This is a genomic window from Bifidobacterium mongoliense DSM 21395 (assembly GCF_000741285.1).
Taxonomy (GTDB): domain Bacteria; phylum Actinomycetota; class Actinomycetes; order Actinomycetales; family Bifidobacteriaceae; genus Bifidobacterium; species Bifidobacterium mongoliense.
Window position 1 is genome coordinate 274208 of the sequence record NZ_JGZE01000001.1, and the last position, 16751, is coordinate 290958.

Below are 16751 nucleotides of genomic sequence, written 5' to 3' on the forward strand. Positions count from 1 at the left end.
GTGCGGTCATAATCGAGATATGCTTCTTCATCTGCACCTGGTCCGCCACGGACAGACCTACTTCAACCGGTACAACCGTCTTCAGGGGTGGTCCAATTCGCCACTGACCGAGGCGGGGCTCGCGGATGCCGACCGTGCCGCGGAGCAGCTCTCCATGGTGGATTTCAAGGCCGCGTACTGCTCGGACACGACCCGCGCCATGGTCACCGCGGCCCGGATCCTGGACCGCAATGAGGCGGCCGGACATCGACGCCCCGAGTTGATTGATGACATGCACTTCCGTGAACAGTTCTACGGATATTTCGAAGGCCAGGACATGGCCATGGCGTGGTGGGCAGCCGGGGCTCCGCATGGCACGCCGAGCTACGGTTCCATCGTCGAACGATACGGTCTCGAGGCGACGAGGGACTTCCTCAAGGAGGCCGATCCCTTTCATGACGCCGAGTCCGACGAAGAGTACTGGCAACGGGTCGAGGGGGGCTTCGCCGTGATCGCGGGCGATGCGAGGCTGCACGATGGCGATGACGTGTTGCAGATCTCCCATGGCAACACGCTGCTCAGTCTCATGCACCGTTACGCGCCCGAGGGCTACGACCTGAGCCAACGTCCGGCGAACGGCAGCGTGACCTGTCTCGATTTCGACACCGCGCTGCCCATCGGACGGGCCGTTACCGTACGCTCATACAATCGTTGAATGTGTGTGAATTCGCCGAAGGGAATGTGACGGTCATGGTGGCCGGCCCCGGGTGGCGCACCCCGTGGGGACTCCTTGGGGGAATCGGGACCCGGTGAGTCTGGGCCTTTAGTTAGTGTGGAACTCCGTATGAGATGAGTGGGCGAGGTGTTCGTGCCACCGGAAAAGAGGTTCGTGATGGGCATAGGGGATATCGCCGGCCTGATCGCCGCGATCGCGTTCGCGGTACTTGCCGGATTCCTGATCTATCCGCTGATTCGGCTGGGCAAGTTGCTCGACCAGGTGGCATTGACCATCCGGCAGACCGGCGACCATGCCCTGCCCACGCTCGACGAGAGCGTAACGACGATCAAACAGGTCAATCGTTCGTTGGAGGACGTCAACAGGATCTCCGCAGCGGCCTCGACCACCGCGAACAATGTCGGCGCGCTCAGCGACCTGTATGGTTCGTTCCTGGGCCGCCCCATCATCAAGGCGGCGGCCGTCTGGTACGCCGCCAAGGAGACCGCCGGATCCTTCTTCGCCGGCCGCGCCAAGCACCGCGACCAGCCGACGGATGCACAGGGGGAGTAGCACATGGTCAAACGTCTGTTCTGGATAGGGCTGGGTACCATGCTCGGTGTCCTCATCGCGGCCAAGGCACAGGCCTACGTTCGCGAGAGGACCCCGGATGGCGCGCGTCAGTTCCTCCTCGGTTCCGATCAGGAGAACGTCCATATCCGCACCTTGCAGGGATTGGTCCGCGACTTCAACACGGCCCGTCTTCGTCGAGAGCACGAGCTCGGCGAGCGGTATGCTGCCAATAGGAGCTGACCGGACGTATTCGGTGGGCCTTGGCCGTGGCCCAGGTGCATGGTACCTGGTTTCGGCCATGGCTCGTTCACGGTCCTTGCGTTCGTTCACGCTCGGAGCGTGAACGGGTCAGTAGGGGCTAGGATGTCGAGGGATGGTCCGACTCACGGGCATCGCCCCGCACGAGCCCGTGGCACGATGACTTCCGCCACCATGTATGTATTGTTGTGATGTATTGTTTTGAGACATTGTTTTGCACGCGGCAGCGTGTCAACACCAAGGAGCAAACGCCCACATGCGCACTTCCGAAATCGCACAGCGCTTTCTGAACTATTTCGAACGGCAGGGACACCTCGTCGTTCCTTCGGCTTCGCTGATCTCGCCGAATCCGACCACGCTTTTCACGATAGCCGGCATGGTGCCGTTCATTCCCTACCTGCTTGGCGAGCAGACCCCCCCGAGCAGGAGGGTGACGTCGAACCAGAAGTGCGTGCGCACGCTCGACATCGAGGAGGTCGGCAAGACGACCCGTCACGGTACCTTCTTCCAGATGCTGGGCAATTTCTCCTTCGGAGACTACTTCAAGGCCGAGGCCATCCATTACGCGTGGGAGCTGCTCACGACGCCGCAGGATCAGGGCGGGTACGGCTTCGACCCCGAGAAGCTGTGGGTCACGACATACACCGACGACGAAGAGGCCCGTGCACTGTGGCGCAACGAGGGCTTCGACCCCGAGCACATGCAGATCTTCGGCATGGAGGACAACTTCTGGACCACCGGCGGCCCCGGCCCCGGCGGCCCTTGCTCCGAGATCTACGTGGACCGTGGACCCGAGTACGGCAAGGACGGCGGTCCCGCCGCCGATGAGAACCGGTTCATCGAGATCTGGGACCTCGTCTTCGAGAATTATCAGGTCGACAACGTCAAGTCGAAGACCGATCTGCACATTGTAGGCGAACTCGAGCACAAGAACATCGATACCGGTGCCGGCCTCGAGCGCCTTGCCTACCTCATGCAGGGCAAGCAGAACATCTACGAGACCGATGAGGTCTACCCGGTCATCGAAGCGGCCGAACGCCTCAGCGGTATCGCCTATGGACATGACGAGGAATCCGATGTGCGCTTCCGCGTCGTCGCGGACCACGTGCGTTCCGCGCTCATGATCATGAGCGACGGTGTGCGCCCGAGCAACGTCGGCCGAGGATACGTGTTGCGGCGTCTGCTGCGCCGCACCGTGCGCTCCATGCGCATGTTGGGCGTCACCGATCCCGTGATGCCGTCGCTTTTGCCCGTCTCCAAAGACGCCATGGCCCCCAGCTATCCGGAGCTCAACCATCTGTTCGAAGACGTTTCCCAGGCCGCGTACGGTGAGGAGGACGCCTTCCGACGCACGTTGGAGAAGGGCACGACGATCCTCGACGTGGCCGTCGACAAGGCCAAGCACGGCACGTCGCCCGTGGTCTCCGGCCAGGACGCCTTCACGCTGCACGACACTTACGGATTCCCGATCGAGCTGACCCTCGAGATGGCGGCCGAGCAGGGCGTCAAAGTCGATGAACACAAGTTCCGCGAGCTGATGGGCGAGCAGAAGTCCCGTGCTCGTGCCGACGCGCTCAAGAAGCGGCACAACGTCGATCTGAGCGTCTACGACGACTTCCGCAAGACGCTGCAGGCACCCATCGCGTTCCTCGGTTACACGGACTTCTCCAGCCGTTCGCGCGTATTGGGCATCATGGTCGATGGGAAGGGGTCGGTCCCGGCCATCACGGGGCCGGCGAACGTCGAGGTCATCCTGGACCGCACACCCTTCTATGCGGAGGCCGGCGGCCAGCTCGCCGACGAGGGTGAGATCATCTCCGATGAGGGCGCCGTGCTCGAAGTGGATGATGTGCAGCGACCCATCAAGGATCTCATCGTCCATACCTGCCGTCTGACCGAAGGCACGCTCGTGGTCGGATCCCAGGTCAATGCGACCATCGACGCCGAGCGCCGAGGTGCCATCGCCCGTTCCCATACGGCCACGCATATGGTCCACAAAGCGCTGCGCGAGGAGCTCGGCCCCCGAGCCACCCAGCGCGGTTCCGTCGATGCCCCGAACCGTCTGCGGTTCGACTTCCAGTGGTCGCAGGCGCCCAGCAAGGACGCGGTCAGCAACATCGAAGCACGGGTCAACGATCGTGTACGCGACGATCTCATCGTCACCATGACCGAGATGAAGTACGACGACGCCATAGCTTTGGGCGCACTGCATCTGTTCGGTGAGAAGTACGGCGATCTCGTCCGGGTCGTGACCATCGGCGAGGACGGTTGGAGCCGTGAACTCTGCGGCGGTACGCACATCGATCGTGTCGGCAAGATCGGCGCCGTGGACATCCTCTCCGAGACGTCCATCGGTTCCGGTGTCAGGCGCATCGATGCCGTCGTCGGCGAAGGGGCGTACGAGTACAACGCCCGCGAACGCACCTTGGTCTCGCAGCTCTCCGGGACGCTCAACGCCCGGCCCGACGAGTTGGCCGACCGGGTGAGCACGTTGCTGGCCAAGCTCAAGGAGTCCGATAAGCGCCTGGCCTCCATGTACGAGGACCAGCTGGCCGCATCGATCCCCGACATCGTCGACGAAGCGAGGCACAAGCAGTCGGACGTACGCGTCGCGATGCGCAACGTGGGCCATTTCGGCTCCTTCGAAGCCCTGCGCAAGACCGTTCTTGACATCCGCGGTCGGCTCGGCGATGCCGCTCCGGCAATCGTGGCCCTGGCCGGCATCAGTGCCGACGAGAAGCCGATGGTCGCCGTGGCGACGAATCAGGCCGCCCGTGATCAGGGCATCAAGGCCGGCGATCTCGTCCGCGAAGTCTCCAAACGTCTCGGTGGTGGCGGCGGCGGCCGTCCCGATTTCGCCCAGGGCGGCGGTACCGATGCCACCAAGATCGACTCGGCCCTTGAGAACCTCGCCGTTTCGGTTCGGCGCGGCTGAAAGGCACCGTATGACATGGCTCGGCATAGATCTCGGCGACGCGAGGGTCGGACTCGCGCTCTCCGATCCCGAGCTGTCCTTCGCCCATCCGATCGGTGACATCGAGGTCCACGGTGATTCCTTCCGCGGCCTCGATGACGTCATCGACACGATAGCCCGGGAACGCGTCGATGTCGTGGTCATCGGCCTGCCGTTGCAATTGAACGGTGCCGAAGGCAAAAGTGCCAAGAAGGCACGTCGGTGGGCCGCCAACCTCAAAAAGCGACTGGCATCCCGTGACTCCGGCACACCAGAGCTCGAGGTCGCTCCTCGCGTGGATATGCTCGACGAGCGGCTCACCACCGTCGCCGCCCACCGGCAGTTGTTCGACGCGGACCTCACTGGCCGCAGCCATCGCCCTTTCGTCGACCAACAGTCGGCCGTGCTGATCCTGCAGATGGCCCTCGATCGCAACAGGAAGTGATGCATGGTCGAAGATCTCAACGACTGGTTCGACGATACGACCGACCAGACATCCGAATCGTCGGTCGCGCCGTCCGAGCCACCCACGCCACCGAAATCGCGTCGGGAGATGCGCAGGCGTAGGCGAAGCCACCGCAGGCATACGGCGACGGCCGTCATCGTATCCGTCGTCATCGTGTCCCTCGTCGCGGCGCTGATGACCTTCGGGTATGTGAGGCTCAAGCGTTGGTCGGACAGCCGCAACGCCGACAACACCCAGGTCGTCGACTATCCGGGCCCGGGATCGGGATCGCTGGCCTTCACGGTAAGCTCCGGGGAGGGCGTCTCCCAGGTCGGCGCCCGTCTGGTCAAGGCGGGGGTCGTCAAATCGGCCGCGTTGTTCGCCAGTGCCGTCGCCGCCAACAGCAGCACCCTGTATCCGGGAACCTTCACGCTGCGATATCGCATGTCGTCGACCGACGTGGTGAAGATCCTGTCGGATCAAAGCAAGGCCGCCGGCATCCTCGAGGTCCGTTCGGGAGAACGCGTGTCGGACGTCATTGAGGCGGCCGCGAAGCAATCCGGCATCGCGATCGGCAAGTTCCGGGACGTGATCAATGCGGGCGGCGCCGGCATCCTGCCCGCGGAGGCACAGGGGAAGTATGAAGGCTGGTTCGCCCCGGGCAGCTACAACGTCACCTCGCTCAAGTCCGTCGACGCGATCATCAAGGCCATGGTGGACCGACGCGTGGCCCAGCTCGACACGCTCGGTGTTCCCACGGGAGCGGAGCGGGAGCGGGTGCTTACCCTGGCCTCCATTGCCGAGTCCGAGGTGAATTCCACCGAATATTACGGCAAAGTGACCAGGGTCATCCTTAATCGGATCGCGAAAAACATGCCTCTGGGCATGGACACGACCGTGGCCTACGGTCTGGGCATCAAAGCGGACGCGTTGACGGACGCCATGCTCAACGACGCGTCGAACCAGTACAACACCAGAATCCACAAGGGACTGCCGCCCTCACCGATCAGCAATCCGGGGGATAACGCCATCAGCGCCGCCGTGCATCCGGAATCCGGCGATTGGCTGTATTTCGTCACCACGAACATGAAGACCGGAGAGACCAAGTTCGCGACCACCGAGGATCAGTTCTGGAAGGTCCGCCAGGAATACAAGAATTCGAACGACAACGCCAACTGATCAAACCACAAGGTCCGGTTGTTTGCGCGGTCATGTGATCGACCCGCCGCTGATCCACGGCCCCAGGGCCACGGCGATGATGCCTGCCGTCACGATGACGGGTACGAACGGGGCGGAGCCGGGCGGCTCCGGCGGCGTGTCCGGCGGTACACCGCCCGAATCCATGGTGGGGTCGCGCGCCGTGCACATCGACCGTAGCCATGGCCAACGGGACCAGAGCCGCAACCACACCAGCCCGCCGCCTCCCATCACGAGCCACCACAGCACGAAGATGTTGATCCCGAACGAACCCACCGCCTGACCGATCAGGATGCTGGCGGTGACATCACCGAATCCCAAGGAGCCCGGGCGCGCCAAGGCCAGAGTGAACTGGATTGATCCGGCCAGCACGCCATAAGCCGCGTTGACGACCGCTGGCCATGCGTAACCCCCGGAGATCACAGGCAGCGCGAACACGACGACCTGGAACATCACACCGACCGCCACGACGGCTCGGGGCACGCGGCGCCGTCGCAGATCCGTGCCGCAGAGCACGAGTCCGCACAGCAGACTGGGCAGGACCGCCAGGTAGGTCATACCCGTTAAGATAGTCGAAGATGCACGATGAACGAAGGAGCGAGCATGTTGCGTTGGCAGACGGCGGGGGAGTCGCATGGCGAGGCTTTGGTGGCGATGATCGAGGGACTTCCCTCCGGCATCGCGTTGACCACACAGGATGTGGTCGATGCTTTGGCCAGACGCCGTCTGGGATACGGCAGGGGAGCCCGGATGAAGTTCGAGCAGGACAAGGTGCGTATGCTTACCGGACTTCGGCACGGACGGACCTTGGGCTCCCCGATCGCGATCGAGATAGCCAATACCGAATGGCCCAAATGGGTCGAGGTGATGAGTGCCGATCCGCTCGACCACGATCTGCCGCGGACGGGTCGCAACGCGCCGTTGAGCCGACCACGTCCCGGGCATGCGGATCTGACGGGAATGCGTAAATACCACTTCGATGACGCGCGGCCCGTGCTGGAACGATCCAGCGCGCGAGAGACCGCGTCGCGCGTCGCCCTCGGGGCCGTGGCCAGCCGGTTCCTCGAACAATCCGTCGGCATTCGCACCGTCGCCCATGTCATCTCGATAGGTGGCGCCGGTGTGGAGGACGACGACTACACGTTGCCGAACCCGGATGACGTGCCGGCATTGGACGCCTCGCCGGTACGCACCCTTGACGCCCGGGCGGAGGCCCGGATGATCGCCCGGATCGACGAAGGCAAGGCCCGTGCGGACACGATCGGCGGAGTCATCGAGGTGTTGGTCTACGGCGCACCGGCAGGCCTGGGTACCTATGTCGAATCAGATCGACGCCTCGACGCGGCCCTCGCAGGGGCGGTGATGGGGGTGCAGGCGATGAAGGGCGTCGAGATCGGGGACGGGTTCCGCGAGGCCCAGCGGTTCGGTTCCCAGGCGCATGACGAGATGGTCCCCGACGAGCATGGGCGTATCGCTCGAACCACCAATCGGGCCGGCGGCATCGAAGGCGGTATGTCCAACGGAGAGATCATCCGGGTGCGCGCCGCCATGAAGCCGATACCCTCCATACCGCGCGCCCTGCGCACCGTGGACGTCGCCACCGGCACTCCCGCGCAGGCCATCAACCAACGGTCCGACAGCACCGCGGTACCCGCCGCATCGGTTGTCGTCGAGGCGATGGTCCGTCTGACGATGGCGCGGTTCGTGCTGGAGAAATTCGGCGGCGACAGCATCGATGAAACCGCTCGCAACGCCCGCGCCTATCTGGCGTCGTGGCCCGAGCACATGCGGTGAGGGTCCGGGAAGCAACCATGGAAGATACCATCGCACGGCGGGACATGCCCCGGTCGATCCCGCACGACGGCACTGCGGGGGCTTCGAGCGTACGTCCCCTCGCCGTGATCATCGGCATGCCCGGTGCAGGTAAGACCCGGGTCGGACGAGAAGCGGCGGATCGTCTCAATGTCGACTTCATCGACACCGACCAGCGCATCGAACACGATGTGGGCATGGCCGTCGCCGCCTACTTCCGCCGGTACGGCGAGCCGAAGTTCCGTGAGGTGGAATCCGACACCATCGTGGAGCTGCTCCATCGCTTCGACGGCCTGCTCGCCTTGGGGGGCGGCGCGCCGATGACCGAGGCCACCCACACCGCCTTGGTGGAGTACGCCCGGGGTGGCGGGCACCTGGTCTATCTGCAGGCCGATCCCGCCGAGGCCATGGAACGGGCACGCCGAGGGGGCGGACGTCCCATGCTGTCGGGCGATGCGGACGTCCGGTGGCGGCAACTGTATGAAACACGCAATCCCGTGTTCGACGCACTGGCCAACATCCATGTGCGGACCCACGGTTCCACGCCGCATATGGCGGCGAGAAAGCTGGTGGACGCCGTGTCGCAGCGCATCATCCACATCGGCGGCTCGGGCATCGATCCCTATGACGTCCGCATCGGCGAGCATATGCTCAACGCATTGGCCCAGACCATGGGGACGGGGGTGGCCAGGGTGGCGTTGGTCCATACCGAGTCCGTCCAGCGGCACTCCGACCGTGCCAGGGCGCTGTTGCGCCAAGCCGGGGCAACGGTGATCGACGTCGTCATACCTGACGCCGAGGCGGGCAAGACCGTCGGCGTGGCCGACAGCGTATGGCGGCGTTTGGGCGACGAGGGCTTCACCCGTTCCGACGCGGTCGTCGGCGTGGGAGGGGGAGCGGCGACCGATCTGGCCGGGTTCGTAGCGGCCACCTGGATGCGCGGCATCCGCTACGTGAACTGCCCCACATCGTTGCTCGCCATGGTCGACGCCTCCACGGGCGGCAAGACCGGCGTCAACACCCCGCAGGGCAAGAACTTCGTCGGCAGTTTCTACACACCCAAGGGCGTGTTGGCCGACGTGACGACATTGGCGACCCTGCCCAACGACATCTTCATCGAAGGCATGGGGGAGGTGGCGAAGTCCGGCTTCATCCGCGACCCCGCCATACTCGACATCCTTGAGCGCCACGCGGATGAGCTCAGGGCCTTCGATGGCGGCACCTTCCTGGGGTCCGGACTCGAGGACGTGGTCGAGGAACTGATCGAGCGCACCGTACGGGTGAAGGCCTATCACGTTTCGAACGACCTGAAGGAATCCGGCCTGCGTGAATTCCTCAACTACGGCCATACGTTGGCCCACGCGATCGAAGCCTTGGAACATTTCTCCTGGAGGCATGGCAACGCCGTGGCCGTCGGCTGCGTGTTCGCCGCCGAACTGGCCTGTGAACTGGGCTACCTGGACCGGGAGGCTGTGGATTACCACCGTCGCCTTTTGTCCTCGCTTGGCCTGCCGATATCGTGGGACGGCGGCACTTGGGACGACGTGCTCGCCCTCATGCACCGAGACAAGAAGGCCCGTGGCAATACGCTGCGTTTCGTCGTGCTCGATGGCATGCAGCATCCCATCCATCTCGACGATCCGCCGATCGAGGCCGTGCAACGGGCATTCGACCGCATTCGCCACGCATAACCACGCATGAGGAGCAAGGTATGACCACGCATGTCGTCGTCGTGAACGGACCGAATCTGGGTCGGTTGGGAGTCAGGCAGCCCGATGTCTATGGGCACCAGGATCTGGCGGAACTCAGACGTCTCTGCGTCGCCTGGGGTGGCGATCTCGGTCTCGACGTCGAAGTGAGGCAAAGCGACGACGAGGCGGAGGTCATCGGCTGGATGCACCGTGCGGTGGACGAGGCCACGCCCGTGGTCATGAACCCGGCGGCCTTCACCCACTACAGTTATGGTTTGGCCGACGCCGCTCACATGGTCACCGACGCGGGGCTGCCCCTCATGGAGGTGCACATCTCGAATCCGTCGGCGCGTGACGCCTTCCGCAAGCACAGTGTCATCTCTCCTGTGGCGACCGGCACGATCACCGGCATGGGGTTCTTCGGGTACCGACTCGCCTTGGAAGCGGTCGCGCATCTGCTCGCTGATTGAGCGCCGGTACGGGTCCAAACCGCCCGGCTCATGGCCGGATATCCCGCGAAGCGCCGAAAGACACGCAGCGTCATACGAGGATGATACATTGAAGTTCCATGGCTAGAAGACAACATGGTAATTCCCTCAAGCATGTCACCAAGCATATTTTCGTCACCGGCGGCGTTGTATCCTCACTCGGCAAAGGACTGACCGCCTCATCGCTCGGTAGGCTCCTGCGCAGTAGGGGCATCAGGGTGCTCCAGCAGAAACTCGATCCATACATCAACGTCGACCCCGGTACGATGAACCCGTTCCAGCACGGCGAGGTCTACGTCACCGAGGATGGCGCCGAGACCGATCTCGACATCGGCCACTACGAGCGTTTCCTCGATGTATTCCTGTCGCAGAAGGCCAACGTGACGACCGGGCAGATCTACCAATCGGTGCTCAACAAGGAACGCGCAGGGGAGTATCTCGGCCAGTGCGTCCAGGTCATTCCGCATATCACCAATGAGATCAAGAGCCGTATGCGCGCCCAGGCGTCCGATGACGTCGACGTCATCATCACCGAGATCGGCGGCACGGTGGGCGACATCGAATCCCAGCCCTTCCTCGAGGCGGCCCGTGAGGTCCGTCGCGATCTGGGTCCGGAGAACTGCATGTTCGTGCATGTCTCCCTCGTGCCGTACATCGCCGCGGCGCATGAGCTCAAGACGAAGCCCACCCAGCATTCGGTCATGGCGCTGCGCCAGCTCGGCATCGTGCCCGATGCACTCGTGCTGCGCTCCGATCGACCGCTCAACGACGCCATCAAGGCCAAGATCTCGCTCATGTGCGACGTCGACGCCGAGGGCGTGGTCAACTGCATCGATGCGCCGAGCATCTACGACGTGCCGAAGATCCTGTTCAACGAGGGTCTCGACGCCTATGTGGTGCGTGAGCTCGAGCTGCCGTTCCACGACGTCGACTGGAAGGAATGGGAGAACCTCCTCGACCGCGTGCACCACCCCAAGCACGAGGTGAACGTCGCGATCGTGGGCAAGTACATCGATCTGCCTGATGCCTACCTATCCGTCACCGAGGCGATCAAGGCCGGCGGATTCGCGAACTACGCGAAGGTGAACGTGGAGTGGATCGCCGCCGATCTGTGTGAAACGACCGAGGGCGCGAAGGAACAGCTCAAGGACGTCGACGGCATCGTGATTCCCGGCGGCTTCGGCATCCGTGGCATCGAAGGCAAGATCGGCGCGCTGAAGTTCGCCCGCGAACACCAGCTGCCCGCCCTCGGCCTGTGCCTGGGATTGCAGTCGATGGTCATCGAGTACTCCCGTCACGTCATGGGGTTGGAGGACGCGAACTCGTCCGAATTCGAGCCGGATTGCCAGAACCCGGTGATCGCGACCATGGAGGAGCAGAAGGCCATCGTGGCCGGCAAGGGCGACATGGGCCACACCATGCGCCTGGGCTCCTACCCGGCCGAGCTGGAGAAGGATTCGCTGGTCGCCAAGCTCTACGGCACCACGCACGTCACCGAGCGCCATCGTCATCGCTATGAGGTGAACGTGGCGTACAAGGACCAGCTGCGTTCCGCGGGTCTGCGCATCAGCGGACAAAGCCCCGACGGGGAGTTGACGGAGTTCATCGAACTCCCGCAGGACGTCCATCCCTTCTACGTCGGCACGCAGGCGCATCCCGAGTTCAAGTCCCGTCCGACCAAGCCGCATCCTCTGTTCGCCGGACTGGTGAAGGCCTCACTGGACCATCAGAAGGCACGCCTCGGCTGATTGATGCCAGGGGATTCGCTTGGACCCGGATTCGCCGCCGATGTGCGGGGAATCCGGGTCCAAGGGCCTGTACGCGGGCATCGGCCGCATGCCGCTACCCGACGGCCCATATCCGGCGGGTCGAAGAAAACGGTGTCATGCACTACCATGGTGACTGCGTGCAAGCAACCGCAGTACGTTGTGCCGCTACATTGAAAACGGTTGCAGGTTCGTCGTTACGCGCGTGCCGTCGGCAATGACGAGGACAGGGGAGTCAGCAATGGTCGCCACCATCAAGGATGTCGCCGCACGGGCGAAGGTATCGGTTTCGACGGTGTCCCGGACGTTCACCCGACCGGAGATGGTATCGGAGAACACCCGCATGAGGGTCCTCGCCATCGCCGATGAGCTCGATTTCTCGATCTCCCGATCGGCGTCGGCGCTCAAGTCGGGACGAACGTTGCGCATCGCGCTGCTGATCAGCGATCATCTGAGGCTGTGGTTCAGCGCGTCGATCATCGAGGGGCTCAATGAGGTGTTCCATGATCGAGGCTACGACCTGTCCATCTTCCAGATCTCGAGCACCGAGGAGCGCCGACGGTTCTTCGACATGCTCCCCGTTCGGCGCAACGCCGACGCGGTCATCGTCGCCTCCTTTGATGTGGCTCCCGACGAGATAGCGAGGCTGTCCAGAACCGACGTCCCGATCATCGGCATCAACTGCGTCGACGCGCACTCCACCGGGTTCAACGCCGCCGTCAACATCGACGACGAGCAGGGATCGCATCTCATGGCGCGGCATCTGACGAACCTCGGGCACCGCACCATCGCGTACATCCGTACCGATCGCGAGGTGTCGCTGCATTTCAGCGTGCAGCGCCGCTACGAGTCGTTCGTGGCCTCGTGCCGGAGTCTCGGCGCCGATCCGGTGACGATCGTGGCCCCCGAGGACGAGGACCGCATCGGCACCGTGCTCACCGAGCTGCTGAGTATGCCCCATATGCCCACGGCTGTGGCGTGCCAGGAGGACGGCATCGCGATACCCCTGCTATTCCAACTCGAGCGCAATGGGGTCGACATTCCCGCCGACATCTCCGTCGTGGGCTACGATGACAGTTTCTACGCCCACGATGTGGGGTTGACGACCGTCAGGCAGGATCCGCTGCTCCTTGCGCATAAGGCGGCCGAGAAGACCATGGACCTCATCGATCGAGGGACGACCGACACGCCGTTCGAAACGATTCCCGCCCGCCTCATCGTGCGTTCGAGCACCACGAAGGCCAGCCAAACCATCTGAGTCGCGTGAACCCTTCGGCTCCGGGTACGCGACTCTTGCGCACCTCACCGGTCCACGGCAAACACCGCGAAGCTCTGCGGGCCCATGGTCAGCTCCCCGCGGTGCCAGCTCTGACATCCCAGAAGCAGCAACGGCGCCCGCCCGTCCTCGTTGGCATGGTAACCGGTCGCATCGTCGAACGAAACGCTCAGGTCGATCTTCTCCTCATGCAGTCCCGGATTCATTGCCACGACGAGGCGTTCCCCGGAATCGGAACCGCGCAGGTAGACGAACGCACGGCCGTGCTCCGGAGCGGCGAGGGTATGGAACGCCGAGCCGGCCCGGAGCGCCTCATGATCGTGGCGCGTGCTCACCAGCAGGCCCATCCATCGCAACAAGGAGTGCTCATCGGCCAGTTGCTCCGTGACGTTCGGCGCGTCGGGGGTGCGCTCGACGGGCAGGTAGAGCCGGTTCCCCGGGGCGGATGAGAATCCGAGGTTCCTTCCCCCGTCCCATTGCATGGGGGTGCGGCTACCCGTGCGGGCGTATCCACCTTCCTTGGTGGGCAGGGTGCGATATCGCATCCCGATCTCATCGCCGTAATACAGGAACGGCACGCCGGGCATGGTCATGATCATGCCGTAGGCGATGGCACGTTCACGCTGATCGAGGCGCGGGGCCAGGCGCGGGGTGTCGTGGTTGCCCGTGATCAGACTGAAGTATCCTTTGGACTTGCTCTCCTCGTACTGGGGGAGATATTGGTCGAGGAAACCGTGGATGCTGCCGCCCCCTCGTGCATTGAAATAGCTGTGGTCGTGCCGGGAGTCGAGCGCATCGTCGACATCGCGCAACAGCAGGTTGTAGCCGTTGCCCTTGCCGTCCCATCGCCAATCCAAATAGAAATCTATATCGAATCCGGCTTCGAACGACTGGGCGGGGACGCCCCATTCGGAGACGAATGCCGACTCGGGGAACTCGGTTTTCACCGCGCCGAGCATATGCTGCCACGCCCGAATCGTCTCGGGCTTGTCGTCGCCGTCATTTTTGACGAGAGAGTTCGCCATATCCACCCGGAAGCCGTCGCAACCTTGGCCGAGCCAGAAGCGCATGACGTCGATCATGGCGTCCTGGGTCCGCCGAGCGGCCGGGGAATCGGGCGTCTGTTGCCAGGGTCGGTCACGCTTGGCGAAGCCGAAGTTGAGCGCCGGTTGACATTTGAAGAAGTTCAGGATATACGTGGCGTCGCGATCGCTTTCCCCGCCGACGAACGGCATCGTATAACCGTGGAAGGCGCTGTCGGTCCAGATGTACCGGTCGGAGTAGGGGTTGTGTTCGGCCTGCTTACTTCGCTCGAACCACGTGTGTTCCTCGCTCGTGTGCCCCGGTACCAGATCGAGCAGGACGTGGATGCCGCGTCGGTGAGACTCTTGGAACAGACGCACCAGGTCGCCATTGGTCCCGTATCGCGACGCGACGCGGCGGTAGTCACGCACATCGTATCCGGCATCCTTGAATGGCGAGTCGAAGCAGGGGTTGATCCACAGCGCGTTGCATCCCAGAGCAGAGATGTAGTCCAGTTTCTCGATGATGCCCTGCAGGTCCCCGATGCCGTCACCGTTGGAATCGTAAAAACTCTGAGGATAGATTTCGTAGAATACCGCGGTTTGCAACCATGCCGGATGGGGGAATGACGATCGCTCGGACTCCGGAGATTCGTCGCCTTCACCGATTGTTGAATGTTGTTGTGTCATATCGCTCACCGACGTTGGTTCCTTTCGCCGTCGATCGACGGCGCGCATGACTGATGTCACACATGACTGTATCACGCCGGTGCCGCAGCACACGGGTCGCGGGTGGGGTTGCAAACGTCGACACAGTGAAGTCCGATCTTCCCGTGCTGCATCGGCATGAGGCACCTGAAGGAATCCGGTTCATCGGAGGAGTTCTCGCAATGGGCTACAGCGATCGTTCGAGTCCACGTTCTGATCTGAGACTGCCACCATGGTCGAGCTTGGGTGCGGACTCGGTGGTCGCCGGGGTTCCGCGTGATCGTCCTACAGTTGCACACGTTTGCACTTCGATGTAGAATTTTGGTGAAGCGTGCGGCGAGGCGTTGACCGGGATGCAGCATTCCAAAGGTGTTGTGCAGTGCTCGGAGAACCACGCAGCGGCAGCACGTCGTATACCTTTCGGACAGAGGAGTCATGAGGATATGAAAGCGAACAAGTTTATCGGTATGGTGGTCGCGGCCGCGGCGTTGGTATCCATGGCGGCCTGCGGCGGATCGGGCAATGGCGGCGGCTCCGCCTCCGGCACGGGGGACACGACGGCCAGTCTGGACAAACTGGATCTGGGCAAGGTCACCTTGAATGTGTGGGCGCCCCAGCAGAACCTTCAGCCCGGACCGAACGGCAAGACCTCGGTGAAGCAGATCGAGGAGGACTTCAAGAAGGCGCACCCCGGGGTGTCCTTCAAGAACTCGGTCGTCGGTGAGGCCGATGCGGGCAAGATCATCAATCAGGACCCTGCCGCGGGTGCGGACGTGTACATGTACGCGAACGACCAGCTGGGCGCGTTGATCAAGTCCAACGGCGTCGGCGCCCAAACGAACACCGACATCGTCAAGCAGATCAAGACCCAGAACCCCCAGGTGATAATCGATTCGATCACACAGGACGGCAAGCTGTATGGCGTGCCGTATACGGCCAACACCTGGTTCATGTATTACAACAACACCATGCTCGCCAAGAGCGATGTCACATCGCTCGACACCATGCTCAGCAAGGCGAAGGTGGCCTTCCCCCTGGCGAATTCCTGGTACTTCCCGGCGTTCTATCTGGGTGCGGGCGGCACGTTGTACGGGCCCAAGGGCGATGACGCGTCGGACGGGGTCAAGTTCGACAAACCCGATGTCACCAAGTACCTGGTGAGCATGGCCAAGAACCCGAACTATTACATCTCCACCCCCGGCCTGGCGGGTGACGACGCCGGGTTGAAGGCCTTCGAATCCGGTCAGGTCGCCGCGTACTTCTCGGGAACGTGGGACGGTTCGGTCATCAAGGATAAGCTCGGCGACAAGATGAGCACCGCTCAGCTGCCGACCTTCACCCTGGACGGCAAGACCCATCAGATGAAGTCCTTCGCCGGATCCAAGGCCGTGGGCTGGAATCCCTCCGCCAAGGTCCACGACGGCAACACCAAGGCCGCGCAACAGAAGGCGGCCCAGGTCTTTGCGGCGTTCATGGGCGGTACCCAGTCCCAGCTGTACATGTATCAGGACTACGGTCAGGTTCCCTCCGACGTCACGTTGACGAGCAACGCCAAAGTCAAGGACAACCCGGTCGCCGCCGCACAGTTCGCGACCATCGCCAAGACCTCGGTGCTGCAGCCCACGTTGGATATCATGAACAACAACTTCTGGACTCCCGCGACCAACTTCGGCACGAATCTGGTCAACGGCACCGTCACCCTCGACAATGCCGTGGCGCAGACCACCGCCTTCAACAAGTCGCTCAATGGCAACAGCGACTGAGTCCGTCGATTAGCCACCCGGTCACATGGCGCGTCCGCTGTTGAGTCGCGCGGTGCGAGGCGTTGCCCGACGGTGATTCGATCACCGTCGGGCAACGCCTTCCGG

14 protein-coding genes are annotated in these 16751 nt (G+C 63.1%); 12 read left to right on the top strand and 2 right to left on the bottom strand.

The window, feature by feature from the left end; translation table 11 throughout:
• Nucleotides 1-19: 19 nt before the first annotated feature.
• The 6 genes from BMON_RS01185 to mltG all read left to right on the top strand — a co-directional run bounded on the left by BMON_RS01185 (nucleotide 20) and on the right by mltG (nucleotide 6102).
• Nucleotides 20-694, top strand: a complete 675-nt coding sequence (locus BMON_RS01185; RefSeq protein WP_033510999.1) for a histidine phosphatase family protein — start codon at nucleotides 20-22, stop codon at nucleotides 692-694.
• A gap of 177 nt (nucleotides 695-871) precedes the next feature.
• Nucleotides 872-1267, top strand: coding sequence for a DUF948 domain-containing protein (locus BMON_RS01190; RefSeq protein ID WP_033511251.1), 396 nt, complete (start codon nucleotides 872-874; stop codon nucleotides 1265-1267).
• Between the two features lie 3 nt (nucleotides 1268-1270).
• Entirely contained in the window at nucleotides 1271-1507 is a 237-nt protein-coding gene (locus tag BMON_RS01195; protein ID WP_033510997.1) for a hypothetical protein, read from the top strand.
• Nucleotides 1508-1781: 274 nt separating this feature from the next.
• Nucleotides 1782-4460 carry an alanine--tRNA ligase gene (gene alaS / locus BMON_RS01200; protein ID WP_033510995.1) on the top strand — a complete coding sequence of 893 codons (2679 nt, stop codon included), beginning with the start codon at nucleotides 1782-1784 and terminating at the stop codon, nucleotides 4458-4460.
• A 10-nt stretch (nucleotides 4461-4470) separates the two neighbouring features.
• Nucleotides 4471-4923 (top strand): Holliday junction resolvase RuvX, encoded by a 453-nt coding sequence (gene ruvX / locus BMON_RS01205; protein WP_033510994.1) that lies wholly within the window; start codon nucleotides 4471-4473, stop codon nucleotides 4921-4923.
• A gap of 3 nt (nucleotides 4924-4926) precedes the next feature.
• On the top strand, nucleotides 4927-6102 hold the full coding sequence (gene mltG / locus BMON_RS01210) for an endolytic transglycosylase MltG (RefSeq protein WP_033510992.1): 1176 nt from the start codon (nucleotides 4927-4929) through the stop codon (nucleotides 6100-6102).
• Nucleotides 6103-6132: 30 nt separating this feature from the next.
• Here mltG and BMON_RS01215 read toward each other — a convergent pair whose 3' ends face one another.
• On the bottom strand, nucleotides 6133-6678 hold the full coding sequence (locus BMON_RS01215) for a prepilin peptidase (RefSeq protein WP_051917706.1): 546 nt from the start codon (nucleotides 6676-6678) through the stop codon (nucleotides 6133-6135).
• A gap of 45 nt (nucleotides 6679-6723) precedes the next feature.
• Between BMON_RS01215 and aroC the strand changes: the two genes are divergently transcribed.
• The 5 genes from aroC to BMON_RS01240 all read left to right on the top strand — a co-directional run bounded on the left by aroC (nucleotide 6724) and on the right by BMON_RS01240 (nucleotide 13135).
• A complete protein-coding gene (gene aroC / locus BMON_RS01220; RefSeq protein WP_033510990.1) occupies nucleotides 6724-7914 on the top strand; it encodes a chorismate synthase in 1191 nt (396 codons plus the stop codon).
• Nucleotides 7915-7958: 44 nt separating this feature from the next.
• Nucleotides 7959-9623 (top strand): bifunctional shikimate kinase/3-dehydroquinate synthase, encoded by a 1665-nt coding sequence (locus BMON_RS01225; RefSeq protein ID WP_051917708.1) that lies wholly within the window; start codon nucleotides 7959-7961, stop codon nucleotides 9621-9623.
• Between the two features lie 20 nt (nucleotides 9624-9643).
• Nucleotides 9644-10093: a type II 3-dehydroquinate dehydratase gene (locus tag BMON_RS01230; protein WP_033510979.1), complete on the top strand. Its 450-nt coding sequence runs from the start codon at nucleotides 9644-9646 to the stop codon at nucleotides 10091-10093.
• 98 nt (nucleotides 10094-10191) lie between these two features.
• Nucleotides 10192-11859 (top strand): CTP synthase, encoded by a 1668-nt coding sequence (locus BMON_RS01235; RefSeq protein WP_033510977.1) that lies wholly within the window; start codon nucleotides 10192-10194, stop codon nucleotides 11857-11859.
• 259 nt (nucleotides 11860-12118) lie between these two features.
• Nucleotides 12119-13135, top strand: a complete 1017-nt coding sequence (locus BMON_RS01240; protein WP_033510975.1) for a LacI family DNA-binding transcriptional regulator — start codon at nucleotides 12119-12121, stop codon at nucleotides 13133-13135.
• 44 nt (nucleotides 13136-13179) lie between these two features.
• Here BMON_RS01240 and BMON_RS01245 read toward each other — a convergent pair whose 3' ends face one another.
• A complete protein-coding gene (locus BMON_RS01245) occupies nucleotides 13180-14865 on the bottom strand; it encodes an alpha-amylase family glycosyl hydrolase (RefSeq protein ID WP_051917709.1) in 1686 nt (561 codons plus the stop codon).
• A gap of 461 nt (nucleotides 14866-15326) precedes the next feature.
• Between BMON_RS01245 and BMON_RS01250 the strand changes: the two genes are divergently transcribed.
• Entirely contained in the window at nucleotides 15327-16646 is a 1320-nt protein-coding gene (locus BMON_RS01250; protein WP_033510973.1) for an extracellular solute-binding protein, read from the top strand.
• Nucleotides 16647-16751 lie beyond the last annotated feature (105 nt).